This is a genomic window from Coriobacterium glomerans PW2 (assembly GCF_000195315.1).
Classification (GTDB): domain Bacteria; phylum Actinomycetota; class Coriobacteriia; order Coriobacteriales; family Coriobacteriaceae; genus Coriobacterium; species Coriobacterium glomerans.
Genome location: NC_015389.1, coordinates 1,904,649 through 1,923,403 on the forward strand (window position 1 = coordinate 1,904,649; position 18,755 = coordinate 1,923,403).

Annotated in this window: 14 protein-coding genes; 10 read left to right on the forward strand and 4 right to left on the reverse strand. The window is 60.9% G+C overall.

The genetic code is table 11. The features are described 5' to 3' along the window. Nucleotides 1–74 precede the first annotated feature (74 nt). The 4 genes from arcC to CORGL_RS09730 all read right to left on the reverse strand — a co-directional run bounded on the left by arcC (nt 75) and on the right by CORGL_RS09730 (nt 6,200). Entirely contained in the window at nt 75–1,034 is a 960-nt protein-coding gene (arcC, locus tag CORGL_RS08375; RefSeq protein WP_013709472.1) for a carbamate kinase, read from the reverse strand. A gap of 88 nt (nt 1,035–1,122) precedes the next feature. Next, nucleotides 1,123–2,175, reverse strand: coding sequence for an ureidoglycolate dehydrogenase (gene allD, locus CORGL_RS08380; protein ID WP_013709473.1), 1,053 nt, complete (start codon nt 2,173–2,175; stop codon nt 1,123–1,125). A 10-nt stretch (nt 2,176–2,185) separates the two neighbouring features. Further along, nucleotides 2,186–3,184: an oxamate carbamoyltransferase subunit AllH family protein gene (locus tag CORGL_RS08385; protein ID WP_013709474.1), complete on the reverse strand. Its 999-nt coding sequence runs from the start codon at nt 3,182–3,184 to the stop codon at nt 2,186–2,188. Between the two features lie 13 nt (nt 3,185–3,197). After that, nucleotides 3,198–6,200, reverse strand: coding sequence for a bifunctional FdrA/YlbE family protein (locus CORGL_RS09730; protein WP_245526904.1), 3,003 nt, complete (start codon nt 6,198–6,200; stop codon nt 3,198–3,200). A gap of 293 nt (nt 6,201–6,493) precedes the next feature. On the opposite strand from CORGL_RS09730, the gene allC reads away from it, so the two are divergent. The 10 genes from allC (at nt 6,494) to CORGL_RS08445 (ending at nt 18,693) form a co-directional block, all read left to right on the forward strand. Then, nucleotides 6,494–7,720: an allantoate deiminase gene (gene allC / locus CORGL_RS08400; RefSeq protein ID WP_013709476.1), complete on the forward strand. Its 1,227-nt coding sequence runs from the start codon at nt 6,494–6,496 to the stop codon at nt 7,718–7,720. 33 nt (nt 7,721–7,753) lie between these two features. Then, nucleotides 7,754–9,247, forward strand: a complete 1,494-nt coding sequence (gene allW / locus CORGL_RS08405; RefSeq protein WP_013709477.1) for an allantoin permease — start codon at nt 7,754–7,756, stop codon at nt 9,245–9,247. Nucleotides 9,248–9,344: 97 nt separating this feature from the next. Beyond that, nucleotides 9,345–10,709, forward strand: a complete 1,365-nt coding sequence (allB, locus tag CORGL_RS08410) for an allantoinase AllB (RefSeq protein ID WP_013709478.1) — start codon at nt 9,345–9,347, stop codon at nt 10,707–10,709. Nucleotides 10,710–10,804: 95 nt separating this feature from the next. Then, nucleotides 10,805–12,130 (forward strand): MFS transporter, encoded by a 1,326-nt coding sequence (locus tag CORGL_RS08415; RefSeq protein ID WP_013709479.1) that lies wholly within the window; start codon nt 10,805–10,807, stop codon nt 12,128–12,130. Continuing rightward, nucleotides 12,127–13,395, forward strand: coding sequence for an MFS transporter (locus CORGL_RS08420; RefSeq protein ID WP_013709480.1), 1,269 nt, complete (start codon nt 12,127–12,129; stop codon nt 13,393–13,395). The genes CORGL_RS08415 and CORGL_RS08420 overlap by 4 nt, the downstream gene beginning before the upstream one ends. Nucleotides 13,396–13,481: 86 nt before the next feature. Next, a complete protein-coding gene (allE, locus tag CORGL_RS08425; RefSeq protein ID WP_013709481.1) occupies nt 13,482–14,273 on the forward strand; it encodes a (S)-ureidoglycine aminohydrolase in 792 nt (263 codons plus the stop codon). An 88-nt stretch (nt 14,274–14,361) separates the two neighbouring features. Further along, a complete protein-coding gene (locus CORGL_RS08430) occupies nt 14,362–15,960 on the forward strand; it encodes a PucR family transcriptional regulator (RefSeq protein WP_013709482.1) in 1,599 nt (532 codons plus the stop codon). Nucleotides 15,961–15,969: 9 nt separating this feature from the next. Beyond that, complete coding sequence (locus tag CORGL_RS08435) at nt 15,970–16,983, forward strand: alpha/beta hydrolase (RefSeq protein WP_013709483.1); 1,014 nt, start codon at nt 15,970–15,972, stop codon at nt 16,981–16,983. Nucleotides 16,984–17,097: 114 nt separating this feature from the next. After that, complete coding sequence (locus CORGL_RS08440; RefSeq protein ID WP_013709484.1) at nt 17,098–18,054, forward strand: 2-hydroxyacid dehydrogenase; 957 nt, start codon at nt 17,098–17,100, stop codon at nt 18,052–18,054. Nucleotides 18,055–18,234: 180 nt separating this feature from the next. Next, nucleotides 18,235–18,693 carry a pyridoxamine 5'-phosphate oxidase family protein gene (locus tag CORGL_RS08445; RefSeq protein WP_216476085.1) on the forward strand — a complete coding sequence of 153 codons (459 nt, stop codon included), beginning with the start codon at nt 18,235–18,237 and terminating at the stop codon, nt 18,691–18,693. Nucleotides 18,694–18,755 lie beyond the last annotated feature (62 nt).

Below are 18,755 nucleotides of genomic sequence, written 5' to 3' on the forward strand. Positions count from 1 at the left end.
TGCATCCTCGGCGGCGATCCCGCTGTCATCTGTCACGGTAGCGCTCTGAGGCCTCTCGTCGGCTCGCCGTCCCTTCAGCCGTGCACGCGGGTGCCCGACAGACCCGCGATCGTCTCGGGTGCCTTGTCGAGCGCGCCGATGATGCAGGTGCGCCCCTTGCGCGAGCGAGCGAACTTGATCGCCGATCGGACCTTGGGTTCCATGGAACCTTTGCCGAACTGGCCCTCGTCGGCCATTATCTCGGCCTCATCAGCCGAGACATCCTTCAGATCGATCTGGTTGGGTTGCCCGAAGTTCACAGCCACGTGCTCGACTGCCGTGAGCAGGAACAAAACGTCCGCGTCGCAGTCCTCGGCGAGCAGCTCGCCGCCCATGTCCTTGTCGATGACCGCTGCCACGCCCTTGTAGGCGCCCTTGTCGGCGTAATCGCGCACGACCGGGATCCCGCCGCCACCGCAGGCGATGACGATGAACGAATTGTCGAGCAGATGCAGAATCGAATCGGCCTCGACGATCTTCTTGGGCTCGGGACTCGCGACGACGCGACGCCAGCCGCGACCTGAGTCTTCGATGAAGACCATTTCCGGATGATCGGCGCGCTGCGCATCGGCGACCTCTTTCGTGAGAAACGGTCCGATCGGCTTGGAGGGATGCTGAAAGCTCGGATCGTCCGGATCCACCTCGATCTGGGTGATGACGGTCGCCACGTGCCAGCGCTTGTAGGCCTTGTGCAGCGCCACCCCGATCGCCTGCTGGAGCTGGTAGCCGATGTAGCCCTGACTCATGGCACCGCACTCCGGCAGATCCATCGGCGGGACCTTCGGATCGGTCGCGGTGGCGAACGCATTCTGAATCATGCCGACCTGCGGGCCGTTCCCATGGGTGATGATGATCTCATTGCCCTGCAAGATGAGTTCGAGAAGCGTCGGCGCTGCAGCGCGCACGCGCGCCATCTGCTCCTCCGGCGTCTCACCGAGCGCGTTTCCCCCGAGTGCGACGACGATGCGCTCGCGCCTCCCATATGATCGTGACATAGCAATCCCTTTCTCAGACAGGGCAGACCGTTCGGCCTTGCTCTTCGGCGGCCGAGGACGCCCGCGGGTGCCCCGGCTCATGAATAGCTCACTCAGCGAAACGGTTCTTGTGGTCCCAGCTGTTGATATAGAGCTTGTCGGATTTCAGATACTCGTAGATGTCATCGACGACTTCGATGCCACCGGCGGCGTCGGCTTTGGCCTTGCGCAGAAGCGCCCGCTCGCCCGGGTAGTAGACCTTGTCCGATCCGGGGCCCGGCTTGACGGCGCCCAGCTCATCCAGAACTTCGGACATATGCGTCTTGAACTCCTGCAGCCCGCAGAAGCGCGACGGGTCGATGCAGATGTGGATGTGACCGAGGTTGCGGCCCTCGGACAGATCGTGGTACATCGAGGAGACGTGCTTGCCGGCAGGCACGCCCAGCAGCACGCCCGACAGAATGTCCACGACCATCATGAGGCCGTAGCCCTTGGGGCCCGCGATCGCGACCAGAGCGTTGACCTTATGCGGATCGGTCACCGGGCAGCCATCCTTGTCGACGGCCCATGTGTCGGGTATCGAGCGTCCCGCGCTTCTGGCATCGAGGATCTTGCCCCACGCCTGCACGGTGGTCGCCATGTCGAAGTTGACGAAACGCTCATCTGCGGTCGGCGCGCCGAAGGCGATGGGGTTCGTACCGTAGAACGGCTCGGCGCCGCCAAAGGGTATGACCATGGGATCGGACTGGCACATCGTGAGCAGGCACAGATCGTTTTTCGCGGCCATCTCGGTATAGTAGCCAAGCGCACCGGTGTGAGACACGCGCCGGACGCCGACGATGCCGATGCCGTTCTCCTTGGCCAGATCCATGGCGTACTCGAGTCCCTTGATGGCGAAAGGGTATCCGCAGCCGTTGTCGCCGTCGAGCATGCCCGAGCACGGCCCGGTCTGCTCCCAGGTCCAGTTGGGATCGACGGTGATGCCGCCTTTGGAGATGCGCTCGCTATAGTACTCGACACGCACCTCGCCGTGGCTGTGCAGACCGCGCTCGGAAGCCCACGTGAGCACCTCCGCGGTCTTGTCGGCATCATCTGCGTGCAGGCCGGCCGCCATGAACTTGTTCTTCATCAGTTCCTTCAGTTCTTCTCGTGCGAGCAGCATGATCGTCTCCTTATGCTAGGTGGTATATCCCTGAACGCGTACACATCCTATTCATGCGGGTCCCTCTTACGACGCGAAATGCGCCCGGACTCGCTATAGAACCATCTGAGGTGCTCGCACGGCACCCGCTGTGAGTGCGCTGCGGTTTTGTCGAAAGCAGCCGATCGACATCCAGACCCCAGCCGAGCGCGAAACCGAGCAGGCTATCGCTGCCCGAGGTATGGCCAACCGCGCGAATCGACTTGATTAATCCGCCGAAGCGCTCCGTCTGAGCGGCAGCCACGGCTCGCCCGAGATCGATGTAGTTCTCATTGGCCGCCCCCGCGATCAGCGCGCGCAGATAGGCGCGGCTCACCGGGGTCGTCCGATCGAGTCCGGATCGACTGATCGCATCGATCAGCCGCGTCTCGCGCCGTTGGAGCCAGCGCGCGACACCCAAGCCCATCAGCACGTCATCGCCGCTCGGCGTAAGGCCCGCACCGCGCCCGAGCAGAAACTCCACTCCACGGGCGATTCCAGCGGAACTTGAATCCGGATCAGCCAGACGATGCAGATGCTCTCGCAGTCGCGCGTCACGCGCGATCCCGATCGTCGTGGCTAGATCGAGTTCATCCAAACACCGAATCAGCGCCGTGCGGGCTTCATCATCGATGGCGGCGCTTCTGATGCTCGCAAGCGACAGATCAACCGGCTCGAACCCGCTGAGATCGATCTCGGTCACGCCGAGCCGATCGTAGACGCGCACCACGCGGTCGCGCAGCGTCACGAGATCACCCGGACGAGCTCTCGCGCGCAAGACGTTTCGCTCGCGTGCGGACACGGCAGCACCCGTGCAGGACAGCGCCCTGTCCGTGCTCCCCATGTAGAGGAGCTCCTCGCCGACCGAGATGTTGAATCCGGAGGAGTACGCGCTGAGCACGCTGCCGCTGCCGCGGGCGGGCAGTCGATCGAGCAGCTGGGAGCACACCCGCGCGCGATCTCCCACGATTCTGGTTGTCAGATCGGCCACCGGATGCTCCCGCCTACTCGATACCGAGGGAGGCGCAGTACGCCTCGAGGGCGCGCTCGAAGCAGCCCAGCGGCGCGCGCACGGTTCCGGCGCCGATCTGGCCGACGCCCGCCTGCTTGTGCGCGATGCCCGTGTTGATGAGCGGTGTGATACCGGTGGCGACCACCTCTCTGATGTCGATTCCCAGACACGTCCCCTTGAAATCCCAAGTCGGAATCGTCCAAGCGGGATTATGCGTGACGCACAGGCGCTCCATCTCGTCGGAGATCGCAAGCGCATCCTCGAATCCGCCGGCGCCGACGAAACGCGTCACACCCGGAGCGGCGACCATGGCCATCCCGCCGACGCCGATGGTCTCAGCGATCGCGGAATCGCCGAAATCGGGGTTCGCGTCCTCAGGTGAGAATCCGGTGAAGTACAGGCCATCAGGCGTGTTGACCGGTGCGAGAAACCACTGGTCTCCCATACCCGATATGCGAATCGCGAAATCGCGCCCGTTCCTGCACATCGTCGTCACGATGCAGCCCTTTTGAACCTTGCGCTCGTAGTCGACGATCGACTTGCCCATAGCCATCATGACGTTCAAAAAGAACTGATCGGTATCGGCGAGGAAGTGCATGACCTGCTCTTTTTTCCTTTTTTCGACGTCGATCTCGGTGATAAGAGGACCGACCTCCTTGAGCAGGCACAGAGATGCCGCTATGTTGCGCTGATGGAACTCGTCGCCCATCGTGATAGCGCGCGCGACGAGCACATTCAGGTTGATGCCCTCTTCGCTGTGGCGGATCGCCTGGGAGAGCACCGGACCGAGTACGTCTCGCATCCAACGCAGGCGGTCGATGACCTCCTCGGAGTACGCACCGAATCGAAGAACCTTGCCGATGCCCTCGTTCAGAGTGCAGTAGCCCACGGTGCCGTCGACCCTGTTCTCGACGACGAGCACCGGCATGTTCTGGGTCGTGATGCCCCCCATCGGCCCGACCGCGTGCACGTCATGACACGGCATGAACGTGACCTCGCCGCTTCTCAGCAGCTTCACCGCCTCATCCTCGCTGTCTGCCCATTCCTCGAACAGCACGGCTCCGATGCAGGAGCCCTGCATGGGGTTTGTCATGCTCTCGAAATCTATCGGGGGACCTGCATGCAAGATCACCTTGCCGTTGATCTCGGGAATAACGGACTTTGCGGGTACGACGTCGACGAGGAACGGCTGCGATTGCTTGAATCTCTCGATGATGCGATCGTTCTCATCGTCGATCTCCTCGTGCTTGCGAAGCTCGCTGAGAAGATGGATCATGCGCTTGTTGCCGCCGGCCATGGGCTTCCAGGTGTATTGGACCGACGAGCCGCCGAACGCGCGAACCGAATCGTTGAAGCTCTCGATGCCGACGTTTATGATGCGCGGCTTGGAATCCAGTAGCTCCATGAGGGCGTCGGTGGGCTCGGGCAACGCGGAGTCGTCTTTGATCTTGTATTCCACCGTGCCCTTCTCTGGCTCCGGACATGAGATCCCCTTGAGAGCGAGCGCCAAACGGGTCGCCTGCGCGTTCGTCGCCTCCATGAGGGCCCCCGCTTCGCTCAGCACCTTGAGGCAGCGATCGTAATCCTGCGGATCGCTGCGGGTGCCCACGACCGTACCGACGAAGAACAGCTCGCGCCCTTCGCGCTTTGCCGCATCAAGGCACTCCGTGATGACCGGGGCGAGGGATCCGGCCATATCCGGATGCGCGCCGTAGCCCAACACGCAGTCGAACAGGATGACACCGGTTTGCTTTCTGCCAGCGTAGTCGCGCATCATCTCGATGCGCACATCCGGATCGATCATGGGATGCGGACGTCCCTGCGTGTAGACGTCGTCGCCGAGATCGATCACGTCATATCCCTCGTGCTGGAGCACGAAGCCCCGCTTCTTGATCAGACCCCCTAGATCGAGCGCCTCTGAGACCATCATCGCCGCCTCCGCTGCGAGCGTGCCTCCGGAGTAGAGACCCACGACCGTGCGATCTCGACCGAGCGTCCGGGTGACATCATGGGCGAGCGGCTCCACGTAGCATGGTTTGACATCGTGGTCCGTTGCGAGATCCACGGCGATCCGCGCCGTCTCCTCGAGGGTGTGCGCCAGATGCACCCTGCCCTCGTGCGCCGTCGGTCGCTCACCGAGAAATATGGCGACGACTGGTTTCGTCACCTTTTGCAGCATATCGAGCACCTCATCGCGAACGCTCGGTGCCGGCGGCTTCGAGATGATGCACAAGACGTCGGTCGCGGCATGCGCGTCGAGAGCGGCGATGGCGTCCTTGACGGTGATGGCGTCGACATCCTCGCTGAGATCGCGCCCGCCTGTGCCGATCGCATGGACGCAGCCCTGGCCGAGCCTGTCGATGATGCAGGAGACCTCTTGTATGCCGGTACCGGACGCACCGATGATGCCGATGTTGCCCGGTCGGATGACATTCGTGAATGCGATGGGAATGCTCGAGATGATGCCCGTACCGCAATCCGGACCCATGAGCAGCAGGCCCTTCTCGTGGGCTTTCTTTTTCAGACGCACCTCATCCTCGATCGCGATGTTATCGGTGAACGAGAAGACGTTGAGCCCCAGATCGAGAGCGCGCTCCAACTCGGGCGCGGCGTACTCGCCCGGTATGGAGAAGACTGCGAGATTCGCATCGGGAAGCTCCTCGATCGCCTCTTCCCATGATTCCACGGTCTTGTTCGCCTGACCCTTGCTCTTCACTGACAGATCAGCCAGAAATGAATCGGCCTCCTTCAAGACATCATCAACGACGGACTCGTCATCGGTGTCCACGACGACGACCATGTCGCCGGGCTCTGCGGCATCCGCCTCATCTGTCAGCAGGCCCGATTGCTTGAATATGCCCTTGTTCGCATCGGTACCCATCATGATCTGGCTTTTGGTCACTCCATCAAGAGCGTTGACCTTGTTCGAGAGCAACATCAGATTGATCGAGTCCTGATAGGAGTTCTTCTTTACCACGGTGTAGAGCATCGTCATCTCCGCCTTCTTGAACGAGCCTCATGTCGTCCGACCGTGTGACCGGACGATCTTTTCCTGTCACCAGTTAACCATTGACTGGCTGTTCATACATTCCCTATTCTGGATAATAATAACAAGGTGTATCTAGCCAATGTGGATATTGTCGCTGTGTGTAGGCCTGCGTAGTCTTATGGGTAACGTCAGTCGCAAGCGAACGGCTTCTCACCTCCAGGTGACGATGCGCCGGTCCGGGCCCCGCAACCGAAGTGAGGTCGCAGTCGCAGACAACATCCCTAAAGGAGATGGCACACATGAGCGTGACGGAAAACGAAATCGTGGAAAATGTCGAATGGCTTGCTAAAAACGGTGCCGACCCTGCAGGAGGGATGACCAGACTGTTGTTCACCAAGGAGTGGCTCGCCGCGCAGCTCGCTTTGAAGCAGCGTTTCGAAGAGGCCGGAATGGTCGCTTCCTTTGACGAGGTCGGCAACCTGTATGGCACCTATTCGGGCACCGACGGCAGCGAGGACATCATCATGACCGGTTCGCATGTGGACACGGTCATCCAAGGCGGCAAGTACGATGGCGCGCTCGGTGTCATCGGCGGCTTTCTGGCCGTCAAGCACCTGGTTGAGGAATACGGTCGGCCGAAGAAGAATCTCACCGTCATATCCATGGCTGAGGAGGAGGGAAGCCGCTTCCCATTCGTGTTCTGGGGCAGCAAGAATCTCGTCGGTAGCGTGCCCGCCTCCGAGATCGCGGACGTGGTCGACCCGGAGGGCATCTCGTTTGCCGATGCGATGCGAGACTGCGGCTTCTCTTTACGGACCTCACCGACGTCTGCCGCCGATCATATGAAGGCGTTCGTCGAACTGCATATCGAGCAGGGCAACACCCTTGAGATGGAAGACATCCCCGTGGGAGTGGTCAACGCCATCGTGGGCCAGCGGCGCTACAACATCACGCTCAAAGGCGAGGCCAACCATGCCGGAACGACGCGCATGTGCTATCGTCACGATGTCATCCAGGTCTTCGCCGAGATCGTGAACCGATCCCTTGGCAAGGCTGTCGACGAAGGGGATCCGCTCGTGCTCACCTTCGGTCACATCGAAGTCGTACCCAACACCGTCAACGTCGTCCCCGGAGACGCGATGTTCACGATGGATTGCCGTCACACCGATCGAGCCGCGCTCGTGCGCTTCACCGAGCAGATCGAGGCCGACATGGCCGAGATCGCCGCCGAGCACGGCGTCGAGATCGAAATCGACCGTTGGATGGATGCGGACCCCGTCCCCATGGATCCGGCTATCGTCAAATGCGTCGAGAGCGCCTGCAAGGAGGTAGGGGTGCGCTATCGCGTCATGCACTCCGGAGCCGGTCATGACTCTCAGATCATCGCTCCGCACATCCCGACCGGCATGGTCTTCGTGAGAAGCGTGAAAGGCATCAGCCATAGCCCCGAGGAGTACACCGAGCCGGCCGACCTCAAAGAGGGAATCCGCACCCTGGGCGCCGCATTGCACGCGCTCGCCTATTAGCATCCATCCGCAATGCAGCTAAGGAGCGAAATCGTGGGCACCGATGGGAAGGATTGCCGGATCTCCGAGGAGGAGCTGGCAAGGTATCGTGATCGCGGCTACAACGACGATCTGCTGCCGAAGTCCGCCGAAAAGCGCAATATGAGCTCTATCAACTACTTCACGCTGTGGATGGGCTCGGTTCACAACATCCCGAATTACGCAGCGGTCGGCGGTTTCTTGTTTTTGGGGCTGTCCCCTGTGAACGTTATGATCGCACTCGTCATATCCGCCCTGCTCGTATCTCTGTTCATGGCGTCGAACGGTGAAGCGGGATCGCGCTACGGCATCCCGTTCGCCATGCACCTGAGATCCACCTACGGAAATCTCGGAGCGAAAGCGCCCGGCATCATTCGAGGTGTCATCGTGGCCATCGCCTGGTTCGGCCTTCAGAACTACACGGGATCGCTCGCGCTCACGATTATCATCAGCAAGGTGTGGCCGGGCTTCCTTTCTCTCGGCGGAGGGGCGACCATACTGGGCATCAGCGTTCCCGGTCTCATCTCGTTCACGATCTTCTGGCTGCTGAACGTCGCGATCGGCCTCGGCGGGGGCGGCATCCTGAATAAGTTCACCGGCATACTCTCGCCTGTCATCTACATCGTCATCTTCGGCATGACCGCGTGGGCCATCTGGGCGGCCGGCGGGCTCGCCCCCATCTTCGCCTACAGCCAAGGAGAAGCCGGCTCTGTCAATCCGGCGTTCATCTACCTCATGATATTCAGCTCGGTGCTCGCGGTCTGGGCCGCACCCGGGGCGAGCGTTTCGGATTTCACGCAGAATGCCGAATCGACCAGATCTCAGCAGATCGGTCAGTCGGCGGGTCTCATCGTGGGTTATATGATCTTCGCGTTCTGCAGCGTCGTCATATTGCTCGGATCATCTATCGCCTTCAATGTGCAGGAGTGGGACATCACGAAGCTGATAAACCGGTGGGACAGCCTGCCGGCTGTCATCTTCGCCACGCTGCTGTTCCTGTTCACGACGATCTCCACCAACGCAACCGGCAACATCATCCCGGCTGCCTACCAGCTCTCGGCGCTGTTCCCGAAGCGCGTCACCTATAAGAAGGGTGTCATCATCGCGAGCATCGTGAGCTTTGCGATCATGCCGTGGAACCTCATGGCGAACTCTGCGAGCATCTACGAGTTCCTGAACTTCGTGGGCGCGTTTCTGGGTCCGGTCGCAGGCGTCATGATCGCGCACTATTACTTCGTCACGAGGCGAACCATCGACTTGAATGCGCTGTATATGGACGTCTCGCGCAAAGATTCGACCAACCCCTATGCCGGCATCAGGTGGGAGGCGATCTTCGCCACCCTCGCCGGTCTCGTGATATCCTATGCGGGCAAAATCATCCCGGCGCTCAAGTCGCTGACCGATATCTCCTGGATCGTGGGATTCGCCTCGGCGCTCATCATCTATACCATCATCATGAAGGTCGCCGCCCGACGAGCGGGCCAGTCACGGTTTTCGGAGACCCGATGAGGGCGGACCGGTGCGCTGGCGCACCGGTCTCGACGCGAAGCGGATCTTTGAAAGGGATCGGAATACAGCAGACCGGCAACACAGAGGAGGAACGGACATGAGCAATGATCTCGTTATCAAAGGCGGCCTTGTCATACTTGAAGGCGGGGAGATGACCTGCGACATCGCCATCAAAGACGGCAGGATCTCAGGCATCGGCGACGACCTTGAGGGAACCAAGACCATCGACGCGACCGGGCTCGTCGTGAGCCCCGGCATGATCGACGGTCATGCGCACATCACCGATCCGGGCGGCGGCATCCGCGACGGCTGGGAGGGCTACTCCACCGGCACCGCAGCCTGCGCCAAGGGAGGCATCACCTCGATCGTCGAGATGCCGCTGAATCAGATCCCGGCGACGACCGACGGCGAGCGTCTGAAGATCAAGGAGGCGGCCGGCAGCGGCAAGCTGCGCGTCGATGTCGCCTCGCTCGGCGGGCTCACCCCGTACAACCTCGACGGCGGCATCCAAGAGCTCGATCAGGGCGGCGTGGTCGGCTACAAGGCGTTTCTGGCCACCTGCGGCGACCCGAACATCGAGGGCGACTTCCAAAACGTCGACGACTACTCCTTGTACGAGGGCATGCGCCAGATCGCCGAGACCGGCAAGGTTCTGGACCTCCACTGCGAAAACGCCGCCATCACCGATCGGCTCGGCGAGATCGCCAAGGAGCAGGGCAAAAAGACGCTGGCGGACTACGTCGCGACCCGACCGGTCTTCACCGAGCTCGAGGCTGTGCGCCGTGCGATCTTCTTCGCCAAGCTCACGGGCTGCCGCGTGAACATCTGCCACTGCACCTGCAAGGAGGCCGTGGACGAGGTCGCTCGCGCGCGGGCGGAGGGCTTCGACATCACCTGCGAGACCTGCCCGCACTATCTCTACTTCACAACCGACGACCTCGACGCCATCGGCAACATCACGAAATGCTCTCCTCCCATCCGAGATGCGGCGCAGCGAGACGCGCTGTGGGAGCGCGTGGAGAACGGACTCATCAGCTTCGTCGTCTCCGACCACTCGCCGTGCACGCCCGATCTCAAGGCCGGCGACAACGCGTTCACGGCATGGGGCGGCATCGCAGGAATCCAGAACTGCGTCGATGTCATGTTCGATGAGATGGTCCAGAAGCGTCATCTGCCGATGACGCTGTTCGCCAAGGTCATGTCCACCAATGTCGCGGATCGCTTCGGCCTCACGGAAAAGGGCCGCATCGAGGTCGGCCGCGACGCGGATCTCGTGCTCATCGAGCCGAACGCGCCCTACACGCTCAAGGCGGAGGATCTCGAGTACAAAAACAAGGTCAGCCCCTATGTCGGCAAGACGATCGGTGCCCAGGTCGCCGCGACGATCCTGCGCGGCGAAACGACCTACAGCAGGAAGCGGGGGCTCGCCGGCGACTGCCCAGGGACGTTCCTCAAGAAGTGACGCCTGACAGGCGCTATCGAAAGGTACTGTAAACGAACCGCGCCGGGCCGTCGGAACCTCATCCGGTGGCCCGGCGCACGAGTGCGGGGGCTCATATGGCAGTTGAACGAGAAGCGGGCAGGCGTCCGTACTGGAACCAAGTCGTCTTCGTTCTCACGGCGGGCTGGATCGTCATATGGGGATACCGTATGATCCTGACGCCGATCTACCCGATCATCAGCGCGTACTTCGGAGGCATCTCCAATGCGCAGATCGGGGCGATCACGAGCTCGTTCTTCCTCGGCTACGTGCTCATGCAGATTCCCTCCGGGCTGCTGGTGGATCGCTTCGGGCACAGACGCGTGCTGATCCCGGGCTTCTCCGTGTTCGCCGCCGGCGCCACGGTCGTGGCGCTGTCCGCATCGCTGCCGATGCTCTACTGCGGCAGCGCGCTTGCCGGGCTGGGGTGCGGAACCTTTTACGGTACGGCCTATTCGCTCACGGCCACCTATGTCCCGCAGGAGCGCAAGAGCTTCGCGACGGCGATCGTGAACAGCGGGACGGCTGTGGGCAGCGGAGTGTCGCTCGTGTCGTCGAGTTTCCTCATCGGTCGAGGTATCCTGCCCTGGTATGTGTTCCCCGCCATCATAGCCGTGCTGTGCCTGATCATGATCGCCGTGTTCGCCCGCTTCATCCGGCCCGCGCTCGAGATGAGAGGCGCTGCCGCGGCGCTTCGGGCAGCCGTCGCCGCAGATCAGGTCGAGAATGCGGCCGATGCTCGCTTTCGCGGATCGATCCTGCGCGATCTGTTTCGTCCGCATCTGATCGCCGCCTACGTCCTGTATTTCTCGACTCTGTACTCCTACAATCTCATCGAGACGTGGCTGCCGAACTTCCTTGAGACCGAGCGCGGGTTCAGCGGAGGGATCGTCGGGATCGCCTCCTCCCTCGTGTTCTTCTCGGCGATACCCGGAGCGCTCATATGGAGCAGACTGGCCGATCGAATTCCCGAACGGAAGATCGGTCTCATCATCGGTCTCGAACTTGCTGCAGCCGGGATGCTTCTTCTCATCATAAAGCTGACGGCGGCACCGATGCTGGTCGCCGGCATCATAGCCTATGGGTTTCTGGGTAAACTTGCCGTGGAGCCGATCATCATCTCCTGGCTCACGCGGTTCGTCTCGAAGAAGAGCGTCGCGACCAGCTTCGGCGTCTTCAACTTCTTCGGCATGTCCGCGTCCGTGGTCGCTCCGTTCGTCACCGGAGCGCTGTCGGATGCCTTCAGCTCGAAGGTGTACGGATTCTATGTCGCGATCGCTATCGTGCTTCTGGGAACGCTCCAGTTCTTCCTCGTCAACAGGGCCCTGAGCGCCAGAGCCGTTCGCCGTGCGAACGTGATCGGATCCGAGCCGGCATCTATCAGAGAAGAGGTACACACGTGAGCGCACGATTCGCAAGGGACTACTGGAAGACCATCGTCTTCACATTTTGTCTGGGATGGGTCGTCATCTGGGTCTACCGCTCGATGCTGACACCCGTCTATGCCGAGATCCAGCAGACGATCGGCCCGCAGTCCAACTCATCCATGGGGCTGATTTCGAGCTGCTATTTCTTCGGCTACACGGCGCTGCAGATCCCCTCGGGCTACCTCGTTGACCGCTTCGGTCAGAAGCGCGTGCTCATTCCCGGCTTTCTGGTCTTCGCCGCAGGTGCGGCTCTTATCGCGATGGCACGAAGTCTGGGTGCGATCTTCGTGGGCAGCGCGCTGGCCGGCATCGGCTGCGGATGCTATTATGGCGCGGCGTTCTCGCTCACCACGCAGCACGTTCCCGCAGATAAGAAGGGCGTCGGCGCAGCGATCGTCAACAGCGGATCAGCGGTCGGCATGATCTTGGGGCTCATCGGATCGAGCTTTCTGGTCAAGCAGCTCGGGCTGCCGTGGCAGACCATGGTCGTGATCTCGGCCGTGCTGATCTCTCTCATGGTCGCCTGGTACGCGATCGCGCTGCGCGACAACATCGCAGAGAAGCGCGAGCTGCACGAGCGGGCGCGCCGAGAGACCGAAGCGCGCTCGGAGGCGGCCAGCGTCGGTCAGGCGACGGCGACTCAGGGAGGTGGCCTGTTCAAGATCCGCTTCATCGCCTGCTACGTCCTGTACTTCTGCACCTGCTACGCCTACTACATGATCGTCACCTGGCTGCCGTCGTTTCTCGAGAATGAGCGGGGCATCACCGGCGGAATGATCGGCATCATCGTCTCGATGATCTCGGTGACCGCGATTCCTGGCGCGCTGTACTTCTCGCATCTCTCCGATAGGAGACGCGACAGGAAGGCATCGATCATCATCTTGCTCGAATGCTTCGCCTTCGTGCTCGTCGCCGTCTCCATGCTCGCGCCGAACGCCGTCATCTTGTCCATCATCCTTTTGCTCTACGGCCTGCTCGGCAAGATGGCCGTGGATCCGGTCCTCATCTCCTACATGTCCGATCAGGCGGACAGCGACCGCGTCGCGACGACGCTGGGCGTGTTCAACTTCTTCGGTATGGCCTCCTCGGTCGTGGCACCTGCGCTGACGGGCCTCATCATCGACATCAGCCGATCAGGAGAGATCAGCTTCTACCTCGGAGCGACTCTGCTGCTCGCGGGAACGATCTTCTTCGTGCTCACGAACGGTCGCCGAGCAGATGAAGGGAGAAGGGCGGCCTAGGAGGCGCACGCATCGAGCGCCGAGCTTTCAAATGGTCGCGATTTGGATCAGTATAGAAACCAGTTCAACAATAAGGAGCATGCAACATGGGCTACATCAACAACGTGACCGGCTATCGCGGCGACATCCTCGAGAACCGCTCGATCATCAGAAAGAACAACTTCGCGCTCATAGAGCCCGATGGCTTGGTGAAAAACGTCATTCCCGGATTCGAGGACTGCGACATCACGATCCTGGGGTCGCCCAAGCTCGGCGCGACCTTCGTGGACTACGTGATCACCATCAACGAGCATGGAAAGAATCAGCAGGGCTGGGGGGCTGCCGGCATCGAGTCGATCCTCTACCTGTTCGACGGCGAGCTCGAGGTCGAAAACGAGGACGAGACCGCGACCATCACGGCGGGCGGCTACATCTACACGCGACCCGGCGGTGTCCTTCGGTTCATGAACTCCTCGGGCAACGTCGCTCACGGCTTCATGTACAAGCGTCGCTACCAGGCGATCCAGGGAGCTGAGCCGCACTCCGTCGTCGGCAACGTCAATGATATCGATTGGACCGCCTATGAGGGGATGGAAGACGTGCTCGTGAAGGATCTGCTGCCCTCTGCGACCGACATGGGCTTCGACATGAACATCCACATCCTGTCCTTCAAGCCCGGTGCCTACCATGGCTACGTCGAGACGCACTACCAGGAGCATGGAGCGTTCATCTACTCAGGCGAGGGCATGTACAATCTGGACAACGAGTGGATGCCGGTGAAGAAGGGCGACTACATCTTCATGGCGTCCTATTGCCTGCAGGCGGGCTACGGCGTGGGCAGAAGCGACGACTTCGCCTATATCTACTCGAAGGACTGCAATCGCGACGTCGAGCTGTAGACGGGCGCGAAGCGAGAACGCGCCATCAGGGCTGCGACAGCGCTGAAACCAGTCGCAGCCCGCATCTTGTATCGGGGTATCCAAGCTCATGAATGTATCCGAGGTTCTCAGACTCCCCTCCTTCGCGGGAGCTCTTCTCATAGCCGGTACCGAGGGAGCCTCATGCGAAGTCAGCAGCGCAATGATACTCGAGGCCGTGGATATCGAAGCCTGGGGCCGCGAAGGGCAGCTCATCCTCACGAGCTTCTACGCGTTCAAGGGGCTTTCGGACCGCGAGCTTGACGAGTTCTTCGCCAAGGCCAGCGCGATCGGCATCGCCGGCATCGTCTTCAAACCCGATCGCCTGCTTGACAGCCCCGGCGAACAGATCATCAGCCGCTGCGATGAGCTGAAGCTGCCGCTCGTTCAGATTCCCAAGGACACCAAGTACGAGGCCTTGATGCTCGATGTGCTCGGTCGCTTTCTAGAATCGAACCTGATCCTGCTGAATCGCTTTTTCGATGTGCACCGACAGACCATGGCACTGGCGCTGAAGTCGCCGACCGTGTTGCAGGTCATAACCGAGCTTCGACGCACGATCCATTCGGATATAACGTATCTCGATGCAGCTAAAAACAGTCGAACGACAACATGTCAAGAACTCTCCGAATTCAATTCCCCGCGACTGACCGAGATTGCGCCGGACCGCTACCGCACGCACCGCTATTACGACGCGGAGCTTCGCTACGCGACGATCCGGCGGCGCGCCACCGCTGTCAGAATCCCGTCTTCGGATGATCAGATATATTATCTGATCATCCACAGCAAGAGTGAAAGACTGGCACCGCTTGATATCATGGCGGTGGAAAATGTCGTGAGTCTGCTGCAGATGGAAGTGCTCAAGCAAAACGCGGTGGATCGCAAGCTGTTCTTCCGCAACAACAATCTCGTGCAGGATCTGCTGCTCGATCGCTACGCGAATCGCAGCTATATCGACAACGCGCTCGAGATATTGGGGGTCGCCCAGTATCCGTTCTACCAGATGCTGCTCATTCGCATCGATCTCGCCAATCCGTCTGAGGCCGATCGTCGCGAGGATATCCTGCTCGCCATACGTCGGCGACTCAAGATGATCTACCCTGATATCGCATACTTCCAAGCGAACGATCGGATCGCGCTTCTCCACAACTTCAAAGGTGAGCACTCCTGTTTCGACGTGTATGCGATCACCTCGGCGCTCAAAGAGGTCGCCGAGGTGCCCTCGATGCCGAGCTACACGTTCTTCGCCGCGCTGAGTCGCACCGGCAACCGTTACGAACTGGGTTCGCTCAACAGAGAGACTATCGATATCCTGCGCTTCTTTGACAGCAATCGCTATCAAAACGCCTGCCTTCGCTACGAGGACCTAGGGGTGTTCAAGATTCTGATGCAGGCAGGTGATCTGAGCGAGCTCGATCATTTCATCGATCCCAGGGTCGCCGCGCTCCATGCGGCCCGTCCAGAGCTTTTTCGCACCGCCGTCACGCTGTGTGAGAACAGCTTGAATTACCAGAAGACCGGCCGCGATCTGTTCGTGCACCCCAAAACCATCCGCTACCGCGTGGATCGTCTGGAGAAGATCTCCGAGCTCGATCTGCGCAACCCCGACGATCGTCTGCAGATCGTCTTGGGCAGCAGGATCTATCATCTCATCGATGCGACGGAGTGAGGTCATATCTTGTCATGTTTCAGGGATGCGATCGAAGTTGCCGTGCGCATGCGCGCAAGCGGTGAGATCGTGCGCACCGAGATCGGCATGAGCGTGCACCGGCCCTCCTCCGATCCCGCTCGCGCGAGGCGAGCCGATGTCGACGGGAGCGGATCCCCGGATATGGACACCAGCGGCTCGGGAGTCGCGATCATCTATCTGCACGGGGGTGGCCTGCTCTTCGGAAGCCGCGATGACCTGCCACAGGCCTATATCGACCAGATCTTGGCACGCGGACACGCTCTGATCTGCCTCGACTATCCGCTCGCCCCGCAAACAGCCGCGCCCGATATCATCAGCTCGACCGCGTGCGCGGTCGACGAGCTCGTACGCGAACGTCTCGCCGCGCTCGGATGCACCGAGCATGTCTTGTTCGGTCGCTCGGCCGGCGCCTATCTCGCTCTCATGCTCGCGGCACGCGCGCAGCGCCACCGGCCGGGCGCTGCATCGGAGCGCGATCCCGAATGCTGGCCGGGTCCGCTCGCGGTATGGGATTTCTACGGCTACACCGATCTGCTCGCAGCGTTTACCTGCAAGCCGAACCCGTACTACGCAGCGATGCCCGCCGTGGACGACGAGTCCGCAGCGCGCATCGCTGCGCACCGCGCAGATGAACCCCTCACCTGCGCTCCGATGGAAAAGCGATTCTCCCTGTACGTCTACGCGCGTCAGAGCGGTCGCTGGCCGGAGATGGTCGGAGCCGATAGGAGATACGCCGATCGTCTTGGGCTCGCCGAGACCGACATCGCTCGTTTGCCTCCGCTGTTCATCGCCGCGAGCACAACCGACCGAGACGTTCCCTTCGAGGTCTCCAAGCACCTGAGCCGCGCGGCACCTCACACCGAGCTGCACACGGTCTACTACCTCGAGCATGACTTCGACCGAGACCCAGAGCAGTCGGCGGGGCCGCGTGCATACCGCGCCGCCCTTGATTTTCTCGATACGTGCCGATCTGCGGCCCGGCGGAAACCGCGCGACGGGTAAGATATCGGTTGGTACCTGCATGCGGTGCGCATCGGCCAACGCAGGCGACATCGTCGCAGACGAGTGAGCCCGCAACGATCAAATCGTCCACCTTTCAACAGATCGGAGTCCATTATGAGAATCGCACTTCTGGAACCCCTCGGCATCTCACGCGCCGACATCGACGAGCTGGCCGGTGCGCTCAAACGGGATGGTCACGACTTCGTGTACTTCGATTCGGTGAGCACCGATACCTCTGAGCTGGTCGAGCGCTCGAACGATGCCGAGATCGTCATGATCGCCAACCACCCCTACCCCGATGCGGTCATCGAGCAGATCGACACGCTCAAGATGATCGCCGTGGCGTTCACCGGCATCGACCACGTCGGGCTCGCCGCATGCAGGAAGCGCGGCATCACCGTGTGCAACTGCGCGGGCTACTCGAACGTCTCGGTCGCCGAGCTCACTATCGGGCTCACCATCAGCGTGCTGCGCAAGATCGTGAACGGCGATGCCGCGGTACGCGCCTGCGGGGACGCCGCAGGCCTCACAGGCCGAGAGATCTCGGGCAGAACCGTCGGCATCGTGGGCACCGGACGCATCGGCACCCAGGTCGCACGCTTGTATCGCGCGTTCGGGGCGCGCGTCCTGGGTTTTGCACCGCACCGCAGTCAAGAGGCGATCGACGCGGGCATCGAGTTCACCTCTGAGGAGGAGTTGCTTGAAAGCAGCGATATCGTGACGCTGCATCTGCCGCTCAACGACTCGACGCGCAAGAGCTTCGGCACCGAGCAGCTGGGGCGCATGAAAAGAAGCGCGATCCTCATCAACTGCGCGCGCGGTGCGATCGTGGACAACCAGGCGCTCGCTGACGCCCTGAACGACGGACGAATCGCCGGAGCGGGCATCGACGTCTTCGACATGGAGCCACCGCTGCCGAACGACTACCCGCTCCTGTCGGCCGACAACATCGTTCTCACTCCGCACGTCGCCTTCCTCACGGAGGAGGCGATGGAGCGGCGTGCCAGAATCGAGTTCGACAACGTGACCGCCTACCTCGCAGGCAAGCCGCAAAACGTTATGAAGCTGTAAGGGAGCACGGAGAGGGACACGGGCACGTCGCGGCGATTGCAATCGCCGTGCGAGGGGGAATGCTGTCGTCACAGAGTTGCATCTGGTACAGAAAAGCCTGAATAAAACTTAGGGACAGCCAGACTCAACGGTACCGATCAATTAAGGCTGGATAGAAGGAAAACGATTATGTTCCGCGCTATGAGAAGAATCAAGCAGGCTATGCCCGAACAGGAATGCATCGAGATGTTGAAGCGGGAACCCCGAGGAGTTATGGCGATACAAGGGGAGGATGGCTACCCATATGCCTTTCCGCTCAACTATATCTACCTAGATGGCAAACTCTACTTCCATTGTGCGAAAACGGGACACAAGCTGGATGCTCTCGCAGCAGATAACCGGGTATCGTTCTGTGTCATGGATCAGGGTTACCGCAAAGAAGGGGATTGGGCGCTGACTATTAAAAGCATCGTCATCTTCGGCCGGATACACATGATTGATGACCCGGATGAAACTGTTCGGCTTGTCCGCCAGCTTGGACAGAAATACTTTCCACCCACAGAATCCGTAGAGGAAGACATCCGCCGCTCGGGAAATAGGGTACAGGTGCTAGAACTTTGCATCGACCACATGACAGGGAAAACAGTGCACGAAAAATGATTTGTCAAGGACGAATAGAGAGCTGACAGGAGGGCTGAGCCGCGACGGGGTCTGCAGAGCGG

Coding starts and splice junctions, on each gene's coding strand:
- arcC (WP_013709472.1), bottom strand. CDS start 1,034: ATGTCACGATCATATGGGAGGCGCGAGCGCATCGTCGTCGCACTCGGG.
- allD (WP_013709473.1), bottom strand. CDS start 2,175: ATGCTGCTCGCACGAGAAGAACTGAAGGAACTGATGAAGAACAAGTTC.
- CORGL_RS09730 (WP_245526904.1), bottom strand. CDS start 6,200: ATGACGATGCTCTACACCGTGGTAAAGAAGAACTCCTATCAGGACTCG.
- allC (WP_013709476.1), top strand. CDS start 6,494: ATGAGCGTGACGGAAAACGAAATCGTGGAAAATGTCGAATGGCTTGCT.
- allB (WP_013709478.1), top strand. CDS start 9,345: ATGAGCAATGATCTCGTTATCAAAGGCGGCCTTGTCATACTTGAAGGC.
- CORGL_RS08415 (WP_013709479.1), top strand. CDS start 10,805: ATGGCAGTTGAACGAGAAGCGGGCAGGCGTCCGTACTGGAACCAAGTC.
- allE (WP_013709481.1), top strand. CDS start 13,482: ATGGGCTACATCAACAACGTGACCGGCTATCGCGGCGACATCCTCGAG.
- CORGL_RS08430 (WP_013709482.1), top strand. CDS start 14,362: ATGAATGTATCCGAGGTTCTCAGACTCCCCTCCTTCGCGGGAGCTCTT.
- CORGL_RS08440 (WP_013709484.1), top strand. CDS start 17,098: ATGAGAATCGCACTTCTGGAACCCCTCGGCATCTCACGCGCCGACATC.
- CORGL_RS08445 (WP_216476085.1), top strand. CDS start 18,235: ATGAGAAGAATCAAGCAGGCTATGCCCGAACAGGAATGCATCGAGATG.